The 18,577-nt window shown below is 67.0% G+C and carries 17 protein-coding genes and 3 pseudogenes; 11 read left to right on the plus strand and 9 right to left on the minus strand.

Features of this window, described 5'->3' with window-relative positions; translation table 11 throughout:
- Nucleotides 1-504: 504 nt before the first annotated feature.
- The 4 genes and pseudogenes from H9L16_RS16380 to H9L16_RS05155 all read right to left on the minus strand — a co-directional run.
- Nucleotides 505-960: pseudogene (locus tag H9L16_RS16380) on the minus strand (TonB-dependent receptor plug domain-containing protein); the annotation flags it as partial.
- A gap of 60 nt (nucleotides 961-1,020) precedes the next feature.
- Nucleotides 1,021-1,416 carry a DUF2946 family protein gene (locus H9L16_RS05145; protein ID WP_187553484.1) on the minus strand — a complete coding sequence of 132 codons (396 nt, stop codon included), beginning with the start codon at nucleotides 1,414-1,416 and terminating at the stop codon, nucleotides 1,021-1,023.
- Between the two features lie 88 nt (nucleotides 1,417-1,504).
- On the minus strand, nucleotides 1,505-2,299 hold the full coding sequence (locus H9L16_RS05150) for an ABC transporter permease (protein WP_229796549.1): 795 nt from the start codon (nucleotides 2,297-2,299) through the stop codon (nucleotides 1,505-1,507).
- Nucleotides 2,296-3,285, minus strand: coding sequence for an ABC transporter ATP-binding protein (locus H9L16_RS05155; RefSeq protein WP_187553485.1), 990 nt, complete (start codon nucleotides 3,283-3,285; stop codon nucleotides 2,296-2,298). The genes H9L16_RS05150 and H9L16_RS05155 overlap by 4 nt, the downstream gene beginning before the upstream one ends.
- Nucleotides 3,286-3,455: 170 nt before the next feature.
- On the opposite strand from H9L16_RS05155, the pseudogene H9L16_RS05160 reads away from it, so the two are divergent.
- From H9L16_RS05160 to H9L16_RS05195, 8 genes and pseudogenes are all read left to right on the plus strand, one after another.
- Nucleotides 3,456-4,177, plus strand: a pseudogene (locus tag H9L16_RS05160) (FAD-binding oxidoreductase).
- 218 nt (nucleotides 4,178-4,395) lie between these two features.
- Nucleotides 4,396-4,563 carry a hypothetical protein gene (locus tag H9L16_RS05165; RefSeq protein WP_187553486.1) on the plus strand — a complete coding sequence of 56 codons (168 nt, stop codon included), beginning with the start codon at nucleotides 4,396-4,398 and terminating at the stop codon, nucleotides 4,561-4,563.
- A gap of 4 nt (nucleotides 4,564-4,567) precedes the next feature.
- A complete protein-coding gene (locus H9L16_RS05170) occupies nucleotides 4,568-5,164 on the plus strand; it encodes a hypothetical protein (RefSeq protein WP_187553487.1) in 597 nt (198 codons plus the stop codon).
- Nucleotides 5,161-5,589 carry a hypothetical protein gene (locus H9L16_RS05175; protein WP_187553488.1) on the plus strand — a complete coding sequence of 143 codons (429 nt, stop codon included), beginning with the start codon at nucleotides 5,161-5,163 and terminating at the stop codon, nucleotides 5,587-5,589. Before H9L16_RS05170 ends, H9L16_RS05175 begins: the two co-directional genes overlap by 4 nt.
- Entirely contained in the window at nucleotides 5,586-5,780 is a 195-nt protein-coding gene (locus tag H9L16_RS05180) for a helix-turn-helix transcriptional regulator (RefSeq protein ID WP_187553489.1), read from the plus strand. Before H9L16_RS05175 ends, H9L16_RS05180 begins: the two co-directional genes overlap by 4 nt.
- 26 nt (nucleotides 5,781-5,806) lie before the next feature.
- Nucleotides 5,807-7,309 (plus strand): alpha/beta fold hydrolase, encoded by a 1,503-nt coding sequence (locus H9L16_RS05185; RefSeq protein WP_187553490.1) that lies wholly within the window; start codon nucleotides 5,807-5,809, stop codon nucleotides 7,307-7,309.
- Nucleotides 7,310-7,373: 64 nt separating this feature from the next.
- The gene (locus tag H9L16_RS05190; protein ID WP_187553491.1) at nucleotides 7,374-8,129 is read left to right on the plus strand and encodes an ABC transporter ATP-binding protein; all 756 of its coding nucleotides are present in this window, start codon (nucleotides 7,374-7,376) and stop codon (nucleotides 8,127-8,129) included.
- A pseudogene (locus H9L16_RS05195) lies at nucleotides 8,126-9,315 on the plus strand (ABC transporter permease). The gene H9L16_RS05190 and the pseudogene H9L16_RS05195 overlap by 4 nt, the downstream one beginning before the upstream one ends.
- Before the next feature lie 105 nt (nucleotides 9,316-9,420).
- Here H9L16_RS05195 and H9L16_RS05200 read toward each other — a convergent pair.
- From H9L16_RS05200 to rpmH, 5 genes are all read right to left on the minus strand, one after another.
- Nucleotides 9,421-10,464, minus strand: coding sequence for an energy transducer TonB (locus H9L16_RS05200; protein ID WP_229796550.1), 1,044 nt, complete (start codon nucleotides 10,462-10,464; stop codon nucleotides 9,421-9,423).
- Nucleotides 10,465-10,561: 97 nt separating this feature from the next.
- Nucleotides 10,562-11,896 (minus strand): tRNA uridine-5-carboxymethylaminomethyl(34) synthesis GTPase MnmE, encoded by a 1,335-nt coding sequence (mnmE, locus tag H9L16_RS05205; RefSeq protein ID WP_187553493.1) that lies wholly within the window; start codon nucleotides 11,894-11,896, stop codon nucleotides 10,562-10,564.
- 157 nt (nucleotides 11,897-12,053) lie between these two features.
- Entirely contained in the window at nucleotides 12,054-13,694 is a 1,641-nt protein-coding gene (gene yidC / locus H9L16_RS05210) for a membrane protein insertase YidC (RefSeq protein ID WP_187553494.1), read from the minus strand.
- Between the two features lie 24 nt (nucleotides 13,695-13,718).
- Nucleotides 13,719-14,174: a ribonuclease P protein component gene (gene rnpA, locus H9L16_RS05215; RefSeq protein WP_187554060.1), complete on the minus strand. Its 456-nt coding sequence runs from the start codon at nucleotides 14,172-14,174 to the stop codon at nucleotides 13,719-13,721.
- Between the two features lie 53 nt (nucleotides 14,175-14,227).
- Nucleotides 14,228-14,368 carry a 50S ribosomal protein L34 gene (rpmH, locus tag H9L16_RS05220; RefSeq protein ID WP_187553495.1) on the minus strand — a complete coding sequence of 47 codons (141 nt, stop codon included), beginning with the start codon at nucleotides 14,366-14,368 and terminating at the stop codon, nucleotides 14,228-14,230.
- Nucleotides 14,369-14,582: 214 nt separating this feature from the next.
- Between rpmH and dnaA the strand changes: the two genes are divergently transcribed.
- From dnaA to recF, 3 genes are all read left to right on the plus strand, one after another.
- Nucleotides 14,583-15,911, plus strand: a complete 1,329-nt coding sequence (dnaA, locus tag H9L16_RS05225) for a chromosomal replication initiator protein DnaA (RefSeq protein WP_187553496.1) — start codon at nucleotides 14,583-14,585, stop codon at nucleotides 15,909-15,911.
- A 282-nt stretch (nucleotides 15,912-16,193) separates the two neighbouring features.
- A complete protein-coding gene (gene dnaN / locus H9L16_RS05230) occupies nucleotides 16,194-17,294 on the plus strand; it encodes a DNA polymerase III subunit beta (RefSeq protein WP_187553497.1) in 1,101 nt (366 codons plus the stop codon).
- Between the two features lie 108 nt (nucleotides 17,295-17,402).
- Entirely contained in the window at nucleotides 17,403-18,506 is a 1,104-nt protein-coding gene (recF, locus tag H9L16_RS05235) for a DNA replication/repair protein RecF (RefSeq protein ID WP_187553498.1), read from the plus strand.
- Nucleotides 18,507-18,577 lie beyond the last annotated feature (71 nt).

Raw genomic sequence — 18,577 nt, forward strand, 5'->3', positions numbered from 1 at the left:
CTGTCGCTCATGCGACAGGCCGAACTCGACGCGGTTGCCCGACGCCAGGTTCCACGTGCCCTTCGCCGCCAACCGATCGGTCTTCACGTTCAACTGGAAATTGCCGCTGATCGCGGAGGCCTGCGCCTGGTACGGATCCTGCTCGAACTGCGCGCGGGTCAACGGACCGGCGAGTTCCTCGTCGCTGTCCACGTGGGTGGCAAACAGGCGCAACTCGAACGCATCGCTGACCTGCCAGCCGCCGTTCGCGTACAGCCCCGCGCGTTCCTGCCGGCTGTGGTCGCGATAGCCGTCGCGACGCAGGTGATCCAACGTCACCTGGCCATCCAGCGTGCCGGACACGCCGCCAACGGTGGCGCGTGCGTTGCGCTGGCCATGGCTGCCGACACCGAAAAACAGCTGCATCGGCGCGCTGTTGCGCGCAGTCGGCGAGACAAAATCGATCGCGCCGCCAAGATTGCTTGCGCCATAGGTGAGCGCATTCGCGCCGCGGGCGACGATCGCATGACGCGCCGCCAGCGGATCGAGGAAGCGGTTGTGGTTGTTGCCGTCGGCGGTGGTCACCGGCAGGCCGTCCTGGAACAGCTTGATGCCGTTGCTGTCGTAGTTGGTGGCATCCAGGTTGGATCCGCGGCTGGAGATGAAGATGGCATCGCCGCCGGTGCCGCTCTGGGTGAAGACGCCGGGCACATAGCGCAGCGCATCGGCCATGTTGCTGACCGCGCGCTGCTGGAAAGTTTCGCCATCGATGACGGTGACGCCGCCGGGGGTCAGCGCGCGCTCGGCCTGGACGGCGTCCTTGTCCGCGCGCACTTCGACCTTGCCGAGCGTCGTGACTTGGGGATCGGCTTCATTGGACGGTGGATCACCAGCGAATGCGGTGAGTGGGGAAGACAGCGCGGCGAGTACGGCAACGGACAGGCACGACGAACGCATCGCCGTGCGGGAAGGAATGGACATGTTGGCTCCAAAGCACAAGAACGCGACACGACGGTCGCGTGGGAAGGCGTGGCTTGTGGTTCAGAGCGGGAGCGGGGGTCCCTGTGCGCCGAGTCCGCGCAGGTTGCGCAGCGTGCGCCGTGCAACGATTCGATGCCGGAACAGCGGCGCGACCGGCGCCAGCGCCAGCAGCCCGCAAAGCAGCAACAGCAGCAACGGCAGTGGGGTGACCAGGCTGCAGTAGCCGCAGGCATCGCCGGGTTCGTGCGGATGCGGGGCGGGATGTTCATCGCCAGCGAATCCAGTCGCGTCATCGCCCAGGAAAGAGGCGAGGGACTGGACCTGCAGGCCCGCCGTGGTGCACATCTGCAGCAGGCGCAGCACCGGGCCATTCGGATCCGCGCCGCTGGCAAGAGTCCGGCTGATGGTCGGCGCAAGCGCCATCAGCAACATGGCCGCAAGGGCCAGTCGCACCATCAGTGGTCCAAAGGCACGGGAGCGCATCACCGACGGCATTCTACGGGAGCACCCGGCAGCACACGCAGGCCGCCGCGAACCAACGCCGTCAGCTGCGCATCCCGGTGCCGCGCTTGAGCAGCCACAGCGCCAGCGCGCCGAGCCCGCCGACGAAGCCCAACATCAGCGCATACGCCGTCCACATCGACACGTCGCTGACCCCGAGCAGGCCGTAGCGGAACGCGTTGACCATGTAGAAGATCGGGTTGGCGTGGGTCGCGGCCTCGGCCCAGTCGGGCAGCAGCTTCACCGAATAGAACACGCCGCCCAGATACGTCAGCGGGGTGAGGATGAAGGTCGGGACGATGGCGACGTCGTCGAACTTCTTCGCGTACACCGCATTGATGAAGCCGGCCAGCGAGAAGATCACCGCGCCCAGCAGCACCGAACTCACCATCACCAGCGGATGCGGCACGCGCACCTTGGTGAACAGCATCGCGATGCCCAGCACGATCGCGCCGACCATCACCCCGCGCAGCACTGCGCCGCCCACGTAACCGAGCAGGATCACCCAGTTCGGCATCGGGCTGACCAGCAGTTCCTCGATGTGGCGGCCGAACTTGGCACCGAAGAAACTCGAACTGATGTTGCCGTAGCTGTTCTGGATCACGCTCATCATCACCAGGCCGGGGACGATGAAGTCCATGTACTTGAGCCCATCCATTTCCCTGATCTGCGAGCCGATCAGCTTGCCGAAGATCAGGAAGTACAGGGTCATGGTGATCGCCGGCGGCATCAGGGTCTGGCCCCAGATGCGCAGGATGCGCATGACCTCGCGGCGAACTACGGTGCCCAGCGCGACCAGGTTCTTGCGCGCGTTGGTCTGGGTCATCCCGGCGCTCATGCCGGCCGCTCCTGCGCATCCTGCGCGTGCGGCGTCAGGGCATCCGTGTCCGTCACTTCCGGCTTTCCGGTGAGCCGCACGAACAGTTCCTCCAGCCGGTTCGACTTGGTGCGCATCGAGCGCACGCGGATGCCGGCGGCGGCGAACGCGGCGAACACGCGGTTGAGGTCCATCGCGCGCGGCATGTCCATGTCCAGGGTGTGGCCGTCGCTGGCGACCAGCGCGGTGCCCTCGATCACCGGCAATTGCGCCGGCAGTTCGCCGTCGATGTCGAAGATGAAACCTTCGACGTCGAGCTTGGCCAGCAGGCTGCGCATCGGGCCCTCGGTGACGATCCGCCCGTGGTCGATGATCGCGAGGTTGCGGCAGAGGTTCTCCGCTTCCTCCAGGTAATGCGTGGTCAGGATGATCGTGGTGCCGGCGGCGTTGATCGCCTTGAGCGTCTGCCACATGCCGCGGCGGATCTCGATGTCCACGCCGGCGGTGGGCTCGTCCAGGATCAGCAGGCGTGGCCGGGTCATCATCGCGCGGGCGATCATCAGCCGCCGCTTCATGCCGCCGGACAGCGTGCGGCTCATCTTGTCGGCCTTGTCCCACAGCTGCGCGTTTTTCAGCTCCTCTTCGGCGCGCAGCAGCGCCTGCGCGCGCGGGATCCCGTAGAAACCCGCGTAGTTCACGCAGATGTCCAGCGGCTTCTCGAACATGTTGAAGTTGAGTTCCTGCGGGACCAGGCCGATCAGGCGCATCGCGCCATCACGATCCTTGTCGATGCTGGTGCCGAAGATCTCGACCGTGCCGCTGCTCTTGTTGACCAGCGAACTGACGATGCCGATCAGGCTGGACTTGCCGGCGCCGTTGGGGCCGAGCAAGGCGTAGAAATCGCCGGGCGCGACGTCCAGCGAGACGCCCTTCAGGGCTTCCACGCCGTTGTCGTAGGTCTTGCGCAGGTCGCTGACGCGCAGCGCCGGCACGGTGTCTGTCTGCATCAATGGCTCCGCCGCCTGCAAGCCGCAGTGCGGTGCAGGGAATGCAAGGTTTTGGGTGCGGTTAGTATAGGCGGCCCGATGCAACCACGGCCGCCACGCTGTGTTGCATCCACTGCCCAGGACGTCGCTTGGCCATCACGCATTTCCCGTTGAAGCTGGTGTCGCGGCGTATGGTCGCCCCGACCGTCGCCCACCTGTCGTTCCTGCGCGATGACGGCCTGCCGCTGGACTACATCCCCGGCCAGTTCATCCAGGTCCACTTCGCCTATGCCGATGGCAGCGCGGCGCGCCGCAGCTATTCGCTGGCGACGATCCACGACCATGCGCTGGGACCGGGCGACCTGGTCGACATCGCGGTCAGCTACGTGGCTGGGGGGCCGCCACTGCGTTGTTCGAGGGCCTGCCGATCGGTGGGACGGTCGACGCCAGCGGCCCGTTCGGCCGCTTCTGCCTGCTGCCGAACGACGCCAACCGCCGCTACCTGCTGATCGGCACCGGCACCGGGATCACCCCGTATCGCGCGATGTTGCCGCTGCTGGCGTCGCTGATCGAATCGCGCGGCATCGAGGTGGTGCTCTTGCAAGGCGCGCGCACGCCGGAGGAGTTGCTGTACGGGGACGAGTTCCGCGCTTTCGCCAACGCGCATCCGGCGTTCCGTTTCATCCCCTGCTTTTCGCGGGAACTGCCCGCGTCGGATTCGCCGCAGGCGCACGCGGACGTGCGCCACGGCTATGTGCAGAACATCCTGGCGGAGATCGCGCCGGACCCGGCCAGCGACATCGCCTACCTGTGCGGCAATCCGAACATGGTCGATGCCTGCTTCGAGGCGCTGAAGGAACACGGCCTGCCAATCCCGCAGATCCGCCGCGAGAAGTACGTCAGCAACAAGTGACCGCAGGATGCGGTCATCCCGTGCAGGCCATGGATGGCCGATGGCACGGCATCCAGCGCGATCACATGTTCAAAGGCTGGATATTCGGCTGTCGCCGAAATAGAGCACTGCCGGCGTACACCGGGATGACGAGCCGATCGCTGTAAAGGACGCTTGACAAGCGCTTCATCGCCGCCGTATCGTTGTGTCAAGCGTCCTTGACACAACGGAGTACGACGATGGACCAACCGCAGAACCTGAAGCGCGCAGGCATGGCATTCCTCGGCGCGGGGATCGCCTGCTTCGTCACCACACTGGTCGCCGGCCAGTACGCCTTCCTGGGCGTGGGTTCGGCCTTCATCGGGGTGGGCGTCGTCTTCCTTGGCAAGTCCCGCCAGGCTGGCTGACCCGATGACCATGCGTCGCTTCATGTGGATCTTCGCGGCGATCGGGCTGGGCGCGCTCGCCCTGGCCGGCGCCGGCCACTTCCTGCTGGCCTGGCCGGACGGCGTGGTCGGCATGTGGACGGGGATCGGTGCCGGCTACCTGCTGGGCGCCGCGATGTTCCTGCTGATGCCGCGATGGTGGCGCTCGCATTGCGACGACATGTATGCGCAGGCGGCGGGGCGCCGCTACCTGGCCGCGCTGTGGCCGGCGATGGTGGTCTATTCGCTGACCCTGTTCGCCTCGATCTACCTGATCCGGCGGGGCATCGAATCGGTGCCGCTGCGCGCGGTCGTCGCCGTGCTGCCGGTGCTGCCGATCGGCTGGGTGATGCTCGCCGCGCTGCGCTACCTGCGCGAGGTCGACGAACTCCAGCGCAGGATCGAGACCGAGGCGATCGGCGCCGCCAGCCTGCTGGTCTCCCTCCTCTACTTCGCCGGCGGCATGCTGCAGAAGGCGGCGATCTTCGACGTGGATGCCGGCATCGCCATGATCTGGGTGTTCCCGTTGCTGTGCGGCACCTACGGGATCGCCAAGATGATCCTCACCCGGCGCTACCTGTGAGCGGCGTGCTTGCCCGCTACTGCCAGAGCCTGAGCCCGGCGCTGCGGCGTTACTACCGCGCCTCGTTGCTGCCGTGCCTGGTGTTCCTGGCCTTGGCCGCGTGGCACGAGTGGGCCGCGCGATATGGCGCGCTCGCACTGCCTTGGCGCTTCTCGTTCGCGCTGGCACCCGTGCTGGCCATGGCCTGGATGTTCGCCGCCTACCTGCGCTTCCTGCGCGACTGCGACGAGCTGGAACGGCGCATCGAGCTGGGCGCGCTGGCCTGGTCCGCCGGCATCACCTTGCAGGCGTCGATGGCGGCCCTGTTCCTGCTCGATGCCGGCCTGGTCGCGTGGTCCGGCCGGCACGTGGCCGCGTCGCTTGGCCTGCTGCTGGTCGTCAGCTATGCCCTCATCCGCGGCTGGCTGCACCGCAGGTACGCATGAACAACCGCATGCGCGAACTGCGCGAGGCGCAGGGCTGGTCACAGGGCGAGCTGGCCGAACGGCTGGAGGTCTCGCGGCAGACCATCAACGCGCTGGAAACCGGCAAGTACGACCCGTCGCTGCCGCTGGCCTTCCGCATCGCGCGGTTGTTCGGCCACTCGATCGAATCCCTCTTCATCCCCGAGGACTGATGCATGCATCCCGCAGGAGATTCACCATGACCACCCGTCCCCTCATGCTGGCGCTGGCGATCGCCGCTTCGCTGGCCGCTGGCTGCTCGCAACAGGCTGCGCCCAAACCCGCCGAAGAGGGCACCCTGCGCACGCTGGGCAGCCTGCAGTTCAAACCGTGCTCGCTGGCCTCGCCCTCGCCGCACGGGCAACCGCTGGAAGCGCAGTGCACCACCCTTGCCGTACCGGAGGACCGCAGCACGCCCGGCGGACGCACGATCGCGCTCAACATCGCCTGGATCCCGCCCCGCAACACCAGCGATCCAGCGGGCGATCCGGTGTTCTTCCTGGCCGGCGGCCCCGGCCAGGCTGCGGTGGCCACGTTCCCGATGCTGGCACCGGCGTTCAAGGACGTGATGAAGGATCGCGGCATCGTGCTGGTCGACCAGCGCGGCACCGGCAAGTCCAATCCGCTCAACTGCAAGTCCGAAGACGGTGAGGGATCCTCCACCGATCCGGCGGCGGCGCGCGCCTGGATCGAGGGCTGCATCGCCGAGCTCTCCGGCAAGGCGGACCTGCGCCGCTACACCACCACCGACGCGGTGGCCGACCTGGACGCAGTGCGCAAGGCGATCGGTGCCGACGCCATCAACCTGGTCGGGGTCAGCTACGGCACCCGCATGGCGCAGCAGTACGCGCTGCGGCATCCGCAGCACGTGCGCACGATCACCCTGGATTCGCCGGTACCGAACACCCTGGGCCTGGGCAACATCTTCGCCGGCAATCTGGACAGCGCGCTGCAGGCGCAATTCACCCTGTGCAAGGAAAACCCGGCCTGCAAGCAGCGCATGGGCGATCCGCGCGCCGAGCTGCAGGCCGTGCTGACCCGCCTGCGCGCCAACCCGGTGCCGGTCACCTATCGCGATGGCAGCACTGGCGAGGAACTCACCGAGACCTTGACCGCCGACCACGTGGCCGGGCTGGTGCGCATGTATGCCTACATGCCGGCGGTGGGCGCACTGCTGCCGCAGCTGATCCGCGAGGCCAGCCAGGGCCGCTACGCCAATCTGATGGCGCTGGCCAAGATGATGCAGAGCGACATGCAGGAATCGATGGCGATGGGCATGCAGATGTCGGTGATCTGCACCGAGGACGCCGCCAGCATGGTGGTGCGCGACGAAGACGCCGACACCGTGCTCGGCAACCGCATGGTCGAGGCGATGGCCGCGATGTGCGAGGCCTGGCCCAAGGGCGACAAGCCGGCCGACTTCAACACCGCGCTCAAGGGCGACCTGCCGGTGCTGGTGCTGACCGGCGAATTCGACCCGGTGACCCCGCCGAAGTACGGCGAGGAAGTGGCCAAGGGCTTGCCGAAGTCGCGCTGGCTGGACCTGAAGGGCCAGGGCCACAACGTGATCGGGGCCGGCTGCATGCCCAAGCTGTTCGCCCAGTTCATCGAACAGGCCGATGCCAAGGCGCTGGACGCCAAGTGCCTGGACAAGCTGGCCTACGTGCCGCCGTTCACCTCGTACAACGGCTGGGAGCCGTGATGCGCGCGGCACTCCAGATGACCGCGCCCCTCCAGAGCGCGCCCCCGCAGACAAGGACCCACCCATGATCGTTGCAGAACACCTGCGCAAGACCTTCCCCGGCAAGGGCAAGAAGGCCGCGCCCGTCATCGCCGTGGATGACGTCAGCTTCACCGCCCACGACGGCCAGATCACCGGCCTGCTTGGCCCCAACGGCGCCGGCAAGACCACCACCATGCGCATGCTCTACACGCTGATGCAGCCGGAGGCCGGCCGCGTGCTGGTGGACGGCATCGACGTCGGCCGCGACGCCAATGCGGTGCGCCGCAGCCTGGGCGTGCTGCCCGACGCGCGCGGCGTCTACAAGCGCCTGACCGCACGCGAGAACATCGCCTACTTCGGCGAGCTGCATGGCCTGAGCGCGGCGCAGGTTGCCGAGCGCACGCGCACCCTGGCCGAAGCGCTGCAGATGGAAGACGTGCTGGATCGCCAGTGCGAGGGGTTCAGCCAAGGCCAGCGCACCAAGACCGCGATCGCGCGCGCGCTGGTGCACGACCCCAGGAACGTGATCCTGGACGAGCCCACCAACGGCCTGGACGTGATGACCACCCGCGGCCTGCGCGACTTCCTCAAGCAGCTGCGCGCGGAGGGACGCTGCGTGATCTTCTCCAGCCACATCATGCAGGAGGTCGCCGCGCTCTGCGACCGCATCGTGATCATCGCCAATGGCCGGGTGATGGCCGAAGGCACGCCGGAGGAACTGCGCGCCAAGGCCGGCATCGACAATCTCGAGGACGCCTTCGTGCGCCTCATCGGCAGCGAAGAGGGCCTGCACGCATGAACATCGATTTCCGCAGCACGCTGGTGGTGATGCGCAAGGAATTGCGCGACTTCTACCGCGACCGCCGCACCTTCCTGATGACCCTGCTGCTGTCGCCCATCCTGTTCCCGGCGATCATGCTGGGCATGTTCAAGCTGATGGAGAACCGCGCCAGCACCCAGCTGGAGAAGGACATGACGATCCCGGTTGCGGGCAGCGAACATGCCCCCAACCTGATCGCGCACCTGGCCAGCCACGGCATCGCCGCGCGCAGGGCCAGCGAGGCGCAGGTGGAACAGGCGGTGCGCAGCCAGCAGGATGATGTCGGCCTAGTGATCGACCCGGACTTCGGCAAGGATTGGCACGCCGGCATCCCGGCCAAGGTCGAGCTGGTCACCGACACCACCCGCCGCAACGCCGACGTCCCGGTCAAGCGGGTGGAGGCCACCCTGCAGCAGTACAGCCAGACCCTGGGCGCATTGCGCATGCTGGCGCGCGGGATCAATCCGGTCGTGGCCGCACCGGTCGGGGTGGGCACCCGTGACCTGGCCACCCCGAAGCCAAGCGCGGGATCATGCTGTCGGCGATGCTGCCGATCCTGCTGCTGATCTCGGCGTTCCTGGGCGGCATCCACCTGGCGATGGACACCACCGCCGGCGAGCGCGAACGGCAGTCTCTGGAACCGTTGCTGGCCACCCCGGCGGCACGCGGTGCCATCGTCAGCGGCAAGATGCTGGCGGCGGTGGTGATCGGCTTCGCCTCGCTGTTGCTGATCCTGCTGGCGTTGAAAGGCAGCGCATCGCTGGCGACCGGGATGGGAAGGATGCTGGACGTGAGCCTGCCGGCGATCGCCAAGCTGCTGTTCATCCTGCTGCCGCTGGTGGTCATCGGCACCGGCCTTATCACCTTCGTGGCAGCCGGCGCCAAGAGCATGAAGGAAGCGCAGAGCCACGTGATGTGGATGATGATGCTGCCGATGATCCCGACCTATGCGCTGATGGCCTCGCCGCTGAAGGACACCGACCTGTGGCAGTACGCGGTGCCGTTCCTGTCGCAGAACCAGCTGGTGCAGAAGGTCACCCGCGGCGAGTCCCCGGATGCGCAGCAATGGGCGGTGTACCTGGGTTGCGCGCTGGCACTGGCCGCCGTGCTGTGGCTGGCGGCGGTGTGGCGCTACCGGCAGGAGAAGCTGGCCATCTCGGCCTGATCGAAGCATGACGGGGGTCGACGCGCACAGCGTCGATCCCGATCGGCCCGCCATGAAAAAGCCCGGCAAACGCCGGGCTTTTTCGTTGCGCGATGACAGTTCCGGTTACTGCTGGAACGAGATCGTGCGGCGGGTGGTGGTGGCTTCGGCCACCGGCTGGAAGCGCCAGCGCTTCACGGCGGCGGTCGCCTCGCGCTCGAACTCGCGCTGGTACTGGCGCGGCGCATCCGAACCGACCACGCGCACATTGCCCACGCTGCCGTCGCTGGCCACGGTGAACTCCACCTGCACCGTGCCGGTAGCACCGGCGCGTTGCGCGGCCTGCGGATAGCGCGGGCCCGGCTGGGCGATCGCGCGCAGTTCCGAAGACGCCGCAGGCCGTGCCGGTTGCGCAGCCGGTTGCGCCGCCGCCGCGGCCTGTCGCTGCTGTTCGGCGGCCGCCGCTCGCTGGCGCTCGGCTTCGGCAACGCGTTGGCGCTCGGCTTCGGCGGCGGCGGCTGCAGACTGCGCAGCCGGTTGCGTCGCCGCCGGTTGCGTTGCTGCCGACGCTGCCTGCTGGCGTGCCTGTTCCTGCTGCTTGCGCTGATCTTCCTCGCGCTGCTTGAGCAGATCCGCCTGCCGCTTGGCTTCTTCCTCGGCGGTCAGCTTCTGGTTTTCCGCACGCTGCAGGGCTGCGGTCTCGCTGCTGGTGATTGCGGTCTTCAGGCGGGCCAGCGCCGGATGCTGGGCATCGGCCTTCTCGATCAACGCCGACAGGCGCTTGGCCTCGGCATAGTCCTCGCGGGCGATGCCCTGCTCGGTGGCGATCACGGTCATCGGCAGCAGGTCGGTCAGCGCGCTGGACGCCCCCGCGTCCGCCGGTGCCTTGTCGCGCAGGGCCAGGTAGTACTCCATCGCGTTATTGCCGGCCGGCGCATACAGCCGGTTCTCGCCATAGGCTTTGGAGGCTTCGCTGCGGAGCTGGTCCGGATCCATCGCATTGACCGAGGCCGACACCACCGAGGCCGCCGTCGGTGCCGGTGCGACCTGGCCCGCGGCCGGGGCCGCGGCATCGGCATCGGTCGCCGCATCCTTCTTGCATGCGCCCAGCGCACACGTGATCGCCACGGCCAGCGCCAGCGGCGCAAGACCGCGACGCAAATTCTTCATTGCAGACATCGTGTTACTCCCCTTGTGATGCACGACGCACCTGACGATAGCACGCGGCAGCAAGGGTCATTTGTCAAGGGGATTCAAGCGTTTGCCGTCATTTCCCGATGCAGAATGCTGCAAAAATGTGACCAAGTAGCGCATCCGCGCCCACCCGCCCGCCGATCCCGCCCAAGCTGTCGTGCGCCTGCGCCAGCGCCTCGGCTGCCAGTTCCAGTCGTTCCTGGCCCAACTCCGCTGCGGCTGCGTCCAGCTGCCCGGCCGCTGCGGCCAGCGCCTGGACGTGGCGGGCACGTGCGCTGAAGGTGCCCTCGCTGACCTTGCCCGCCCCGGACAGGGCCAGCAGGCGCTGGTGCAGCGCCTCCAATCCCAGCCCACTGCGCGCCGACACCGCCAGCGCGTCGTCGCCCAGCTTCGGCAGCATCGGCAAAAGGTCGGCCTTGTTGTGCAGCCACAAGCACCGCGGTACCCCGGCGACCTCGTCCGCCACCGCGATGCGGCCGGCCTCGGGGTCGCGCGCATCCAGCACCACCAGGGCCAGGTCGGCGCGCTGCAGTTCGGCGCGGGCGCGGCGGATGCCTTCGGCCTCGATCGGGTCGAAGGCCTCGCGCAGGCCGGCGGTGTCGACCAGGGTCAACTCGACCCCGTCGATGCGGATCGCCTCCTGCAGCAGGTCGCGGGTGGTACCGGGGAGTTCGGTGACGATCGCCCGGTCGTTGCCGGCCAGCGCATTGAGCAGCGAACTCTTGCCGGCATTCGGCGGACCGACCAGGACCACGTGCAGGCCATCGCGCAGGCTGCGGCCCCGGTCGGCCTCGTGGCGCAGCTGCGCCAGCGATTGGATCGCGGCTTGCAGGCCATCGCGCAATTCGGGGCCACCGAGGGTGTCCAGCGATTCATCGGCGAAGTCGATCGCCGCCTCCACGTGGACGCGGATCGCCAGCACCTGCGCCATCAGCATCTCGACCCGACGCGAGAACACGCCATCCAGCGAACGGCGGGCCGCGCGCGCCGCACGTTCGTCGCCGGCGGCGATCAGGTCGGCAATCGCCTCGGCCTGGGACAGGTCGAGCTTGCCGTTGAGGAAGGCGCGCTGGCTGAACTCGCCGGCCGCGGCCTGGCGCGCACCCAGGGCGATGCAGCGCGCGACCAGCTGGCGCAGCAGCACCGGGCTGCCATGCCCCTGCAGTTCGACCACATCCTCGCCGGTGAAACTCGAGGGCGCACGAAAATGCAGGGCGATGCCGTCATCGATCACCTCGCCGTCGGCATCGGTGAAGCGCGCATAGGCGGCGACGCGTGGCTTCAACACGCGTCCGCTGATGGCGTGTGCGATGTCCCGCGCCTGCGGCCCCGACAACCGCACGATGCCGACCCCACCGGCACCCGCGGCGGTGGCGATCGCGACGATGGTGTCGGTGTTCGCATTCATTGCACGACCCTCGCAACCCGCCAGGTGGCATGCGGCGGGTCGGTACGCAGGACCATCGGCGACACGGATGTCGCCGATGAGCCTACATGGATGTATTCACGGCGTGTCCTGCGAACCGACCCGCTGCGTGCCGCCGTCGGCCGAGCAGCCTGCTGCGTCAGGCCTTCGCCGGTTCCTCGGCATAACGCTTGGTATTCCACCACTGCTGGGCCATGCCCAGCGCGCCGTTGGTCACCCAGTACAGGACCAGGCCGGCCGGGAAGAACGCAAACATCACCGCCATCACCAGCGGCATCATCTGCATCATCTTCTTCTGCATCGGGTCCATGCCGACCATCGGCGTCATCTTCTGGGTCAGCCACATGACCGCGCCGTTGACGATCGGCAGGATGAAGAACGGGTCGCGCGCGGTGAGATCGTTGACCCAGCCCATGATCCACGGTGCCTGGCGCAGTTCCACGCCTTCCAGCAACACGTAGTAGAGCGCCAGGAATACCGGCATCTGGATCAGGATCGGCAGGCAGCCGCCGGCCGGGTTGATCTTCTCCTTCTTGTACAGCTCCAGCATCGCCATCTGGAACTTCTGCTTGTCGTCGCCGTAGCGCTCCTTGAGCTGCTCGATGCGCGGCTGGAACTTGCGCATCTTGGCCATCGACTTGTATTGCGCGGCGGACAGCGGGTACAGCAACAACTTGATGACGACCACCAGCAGCACGATCGCCCAGCCCCAGTTATGGGTGAGCTTGTGCAGCTGGGTGAGCAGCCAGTGGATCGGCTTGGACAGCACGGTGAAGATGCCGTAGTCCATCGCCAGTTCCAGGCCCGGGGCGACCACCTTCAGCTGATCGGCCAGCTTCGGACCGACCCAGAGGGTGGCATCGCTGCTGAAGCGCTGGCCGGGTGCGAGGGTGATCTGCGGGCCGCGGGCGGCAATGCTGTAGAGGTTGCCGCGGGTGGAAAGCGAGTAAATCGCGCCCTGGTCCTTCTGCGGCACCCACGCACCGAGGAAATAGTGCTGGGACAGACCGACCCAGCCACCGGTGACCTGGCGGTCCAGCGGACCGTCATCGGCGTAGTCCGGGTATTTGCGCTTCTCGTACTTCTCTTCCGGACTCCACCAGGCCGCGCCGTTGAGGCTGAACGCCTCCGGGTTGGTCATGCCGCTCTTGACCAGCGGTGGCACCCGCTCCAGCTTGCGCTCGATGTCGCCGGTCCAGGTGCCGGTGCCGGCGTTCACCAGCTCGTCGCGCACGCGCAAGGCATAGCCGCCGCGCGGCAGGGTGAAAATACGACGCAATTGCACGCCCGCAGGCGAGGTCGCGACGAAGCGCGCCTCCACCGCCTGCGCGCCGTCGGCCAGCACGATGTCGCGAGCGGTCCCGTCCGGCTGCAGCAACAGTTCGTGGCCATCGTTGCCGCGCCATGTGCTGTGCGCAGCGAAATGGCGGGCCGGGTCGGCATCGAACAGCACCACCGGCGGGCTGCCGGCCGCGCGGGTCTGCGGATAGTCCAGCAATTCGGCGCGGGTCAGGTCGCGGCCGTTGAGTTCCAGCGCCAGCACGTCGTTGCGCAAGCGCACGATCGGCAGCGCGGGCGCAGCCACCGGTGATGGTGCGGGTGCGGCACCAGGCAGGCTGGCGACCGGAATGCCTGGCGTGGCGCTACCGGCGACCTGGGTTGCGGTCGGAATTGCCGGGGCCGGCGCGGCGGCCGCATCGCGTTCCTTGCCCCATTCCATCCACAACAGGGTGGCCACCATCAGCCAGGCAAGGATCAGGAAGGTACGGGTCTGGGTCATCGGACAGGCTGGCTCACGCCACGCTCAACGCGGGGCTTGGTCGGAGGAAGGAGCGGGGATCGCGGGCGGCATTGTGCCGGCCGGGGACGGGGGCGGCAACGCGCCGGCACGCTGCAGCAGGCGTGCGAAGGCCTCGCGCAGCGCAACGCCATCGGCTTGCGCGGCACCGCCGCGGGCGACCACCACGTACGCGCCGCCGGGCAGGCGACCGCGCAGATGGCGGAAAGCCTCGCGCAGGTTGCGCTTGATGCGGTTGCGGCCGACCGCGTGCGGATCGACCCTGCGCGAGACCGCCAGGCCAAGCCGGGCAGGCGCGTCGTCGGCCAGCCAATGCAAAGCCATGCGCGGTTCGGCAGTGCGCCGCCCGCGCTCGAACACGGCAGTGAACTCGGCCTTGGCCCGCACCCGCGCCGCCCGCGGAAAGCGGGGCGCGGACACGACAACGCCGGCATCCTGTGTGGACACCGGCGTGGGGGGCATCGCGGGAACTGTCATGGCGATCCGGCCGCTGGCCGGATACGCGACCCAGCGGGTCAGACAGTCAGGCGACGACGGCCCTTGGCGCGGCGACGCGCCAGGATCTTGCGGCCGTCGGCAGTCGCCATGCGGGCGCGGAAGCCGTGGTCGCGCTTGCGCTTGAGGTTGCTGGGTTGGTAGGTGCGCTTGGTCGCCATGGCGGGCCTGCTTGCTGTTATTCGGCGGAAAAGATTCGGGACTCTAGCTGGAATACCGAGGCAAGTCAACGAGTTCCTGCATCAAGCGCGACGGCCCGTGCCGGTTTGGTGCCCCGCGACACGGATGCTACGCTGCCGGCCTCCCGATTTATCCACAGGCGCCGAGACCGCGGCGTCGTCGTCGTCGTCGCCGTTCCCCGAGATCGTTCCTGCCATGGATGTCTGGCCTGCCTGCCTGCGTTACCTCGAAGCCGAATTGCCGCCCGAGGATGTCCTGACCTGGCTGAAGCCGCTGCAGGCCGACCGCCGCGACGACGCGCTGGTGCTGTACGCCCCCAATGCGTTCGTCCGCGACGAAGTGCACCGCCGCTACCTGCCGCGGATCCGCGAACTCGCCGCGCATTTCGGCGGTGCCGACGTCGCCCTGGACATCGGTGCGATGCGGCGCCCGGAGGCTGCCATCGGTGCCCCCGCAACGACGCGGTCGAGCATCGTCGCCGCCACGCCCGCCGAACCCTTCCGCGGCAACCTCGACAGTCACTACACCTTCGACAACTTCGTCGAGGGCCGCAGTAACCAGCTGGCCCGCGCCGCCGCCTGGCATGCCGCGCAGAAGCCGGGCGAACGCGCGCACAACCCACTGCTGCTGTACGGCGGCACTGGCCTCGGCAAGACCCATCTGATGTTCGCCGCCGGCAACGAGATGCGCCGGATCAATCCGGCCGCGCGGATCCTCTACCTGCGCTCCAACGAGTTCTACAACGCCTTCTTCCGCGCCCTGCAGGAGAAGACCGCCGACCAGTTCAAGCGCCAGTTCCAGCAGATCGATGCGCTGCTGATCGACGACATCCAGTTCTTCGCCGGCAAGGACCGCACCCAGGAGGAGTTCTTCCACACCTTCAACGCGCTGTTCGACGGCCGCCAGCAGATCATCCTGACCTGCGACCGCTACCCGCGCGAGGTCGACGGGCTGGAACCGCGGCTGAAGTCACGGCTGGGCTGGGGCCTGTCGGTCGCGATCGACCCGCCGGACTTCGAGACCCGCGCGCAGATCGTGCTGAGCAAGGCCCGCGAGCGCGGCGCGCTGGTGCCGGACGACGTCGCCCAGCTGATCGCCAAGAAGATGCGCAGCAATGTGCGCGAGCTGGAAGGCGCGATCAACAAGCTGACCGCCCAGGCCGGCCTGCTCGGCCGCCCGGTGACCATGGAATTCGCCCAGGAAACCCTGCGCGACCTGTGGCGCGCGCAGCAGCAGGCAATCAGCATCGCCAACATCCAGAAGGCCGTGGCAGACTACTACGGCTTGCAATTGAGGGAGATGCTCGGGAAAAAGCGGACCCGTTCGCTGGCACGTCCCAGGCAGGTCGCGATGGCGCTGGCCAAGGAACTGACCGAACACAGCCTGCCGGAAATCGGCGTGGCCTTCGACGGTCGCGACCACACCACCGTGCTGCACGCTTGCCGGCAAATCCGCCACCTGATGGAAAGCGACGGCAAGCTGCACGAGGACTGGGACAAATTGATCCGCAAATTGAGTGAGTAAGCCGTTGTCGGCAAACCCGGTGGGTGATCACGGGACAAGGTGTGGATAACCTCATCGCGTCCTCGATCCGGCAAGCTTATCCACAGCTTTTCCCGGACTTCCGGATTGTTTTTCCCGCCAGTTAATTTTGAATAATTCCGATATTATTCAATAGCTTGAAACTGTTACCCACCGATTTTCGCTCTACCAGCACCACCTGCTTTTAAGTTTTATCCATAGATCTTCAAGAGCGGTTCCGACCCATCGGGCCGTCCCCGAACGAACAAAGGGCAAGGGGTTCACATGCGGTTTTCCCTGCAACGCGAAGTCCTGCTCAAGCCGTTGGCGCAGGTGGTGAATGTGGTCGAACGCCGGCAAACGCTGCCGGTGCTCGCGAATCTGCTGGTCAAGGTGCGCGAAGGCCAGCTGGCGCTGACCGGTACCGACCTCGAGGTCGAAATGGTTTCGCGCACGGCCGTCGACGACGCCCAGGATGGCGAGATCACCATTCCTGCACGCAAGCTGTTCGAGATCGTGCGTGCGCTTCCGGATGGCAGCAAGGTGACTGTCAGCCAGAACGGCGACAAGGTGACCGTGCAAGCCGGCCGCAGCCGCTTTAGCCTGGCCAGCCTGCCGGCCAACGATTTCCCCTCGATCGACGAGTTCGAAGCCACCGAGCGGGTCAGCGTGCCCGAGGCCGGCCTGAAGGAACTGATCGAACGCACCGCCTTTGCGATGGCCCAGCAAGACGTCCGCTACTACCTCAACGGCCTGCTGTTCGACCTCCGCGATGCCACCCTCCGCTGCGTCGCCACCGATGGCCACCGCCTGGCCCTGTGCGAAACCGCATTGGATGGCGGCAGTGGCAGCAAGCGCCAGATCATCGTTCCCCGCAAAGGCGTGCAGGAACTGCAGCGCTTGCTGGAAGGCGGCGATCGCATGCTCGATCTGGAACTCGGCAAGGGTCACATCCGGGTCAAGCGCGACGATGTGACCTTCACCAGCAAGCTGATCGACGGCAAATTCCCGGATTACGAAGCGGTGATTCCGATCGGTGCCGACCGTGAGGTCAAGGTCGATCGCGAAGCCCTGCGTGCCGCCCTGCAACGTGCCTCGATCCTGTCCAACGAGAAATACCGTGGCGTGCGGGTCGAAGTCTCGCCAGGTCTGCTCAAGATCAGCGCGCATAATCCCGAGCAGGAAGAAGCGCAGGAAGAACTCGAAGCGGATACCCGCGTCGATGGCCTGGCGATCGGCTTCAACGTCAACTACCTGCTGGACGCGTTGGGTGCCTTGCGCGACGAACACATCTTGCTGCTGCTGCGCGATGCCAACTCTTCAGCGCTTGTCCGTGGCGCGGAACACCAGCACGCTCGCCACGTGGTGATGCCGCTACGGCTCTGACCGGATGCCGGATAGCCCGACGCAACCGCTCGTGTTCCACGTGGAACACCGCAGACGACGCCCGGCTCAGTCCGGGCGTCGTCGTTTGTGCGCGTGCCGGGTCTTTACGTGCTGATCCGGCAGCTGCAGGTGCAAGGCTTGCGGCGTCTGGTCGATGTCGATCTGTGCCCGGGGCCCGGGTTCAATCTGATCACGGGCGACAACGGCAGCGGCAAGACCAGCCTGCTCGAGGCCATGCACCTGATGGCACATGGGCGCAGTTTTCGTGCACGGATCCGCGACGGGCTGGTCCGCACCGGCGAATCCGCGCTGCAGGTATTTCTGGAATGGGAACAGCCCGGGCAACCCGGTCGGCGTGCAGGTTTGCGGCATTCCGGCAGTGCCTGGGAAGCGCGGCTGGATGGAAGTCCGGTCGGCCAACTCGGTGAGCTGTTCGAGGCGCTGGCGGTGATTACCTTCGAGCCCGGCAGCCATGCCTTGATAGATGGCAGCAGCGAGATACGTCGGCGCTACCTCGATTGGGGATTGTTCCACGTGGAACGCAGCGATGCCGGCGGTGATTTTCTGTCGTTGTGGCGTCGCCATGCCCGTGCCCACAAACAGCGCAACGCCCTGCTTCGGAAAGGACGCGCGGAAGGCCAGCTGGACGCCTGGGAGCACGAATTGGCCTTGGCGGGCGAGGCGATCACCTTGCAGCGCGAGGCTTACGTGACCCGGTTGCAGCCGCATGTCGACGCCTTGCTTGCAGACATCCTGCCGGCTGCCGGTGCCGCCAACCTGTCCCTGCAGCCAGGGTGGCGCCGGCAGGACTTTGGCCTCGCCGATGCCTTGTTGCTGGCCCGCGAGCGCGACCTCGCGCAGGGACACACCACCGTCGGGCCGCATCGTGCCGACCTCAAGCTGGAATTCCGGGACTTGCCGGGTCGCGATGGGCTTTCGCGAGGGCAAACCAAGCTGGCGGCACTGGTTCTGTTGCTCGCACAGGCATCGCATCTGGCGACGCATGCGGGGCATTGGCCGGTACTGCAGCTGGATGACCTGGCCTCGGAGTTGGATCGACACCATCAGCGGCGCGTGTTGCAGGTGTTGGCGGCCAGTAATGCCCAGGTATTCGTGACGGGGACGGATCCCATTCCCGCGATGGATTCGCTGGCTGGGTTGCACGCGATGTTTCACGTGGAACATGGTGTGATCCGACCCTTGGCGGGATAGTCCCGGCAAGGCGGCCAAAGGTCGCGATTGCTATACTCCACGCTCCTATAGCTAATGTGTCTCGGCGTGCC

The organism is Thermomonas carbonis, assembly GCF_014396975.1.
Lineage (GTDB): Bacteria > Pseudomonadota > Gammaproteobacteria > Xanthomonadales > Xanthomonadaceae > Thermomonas > Thermomonas carbonis.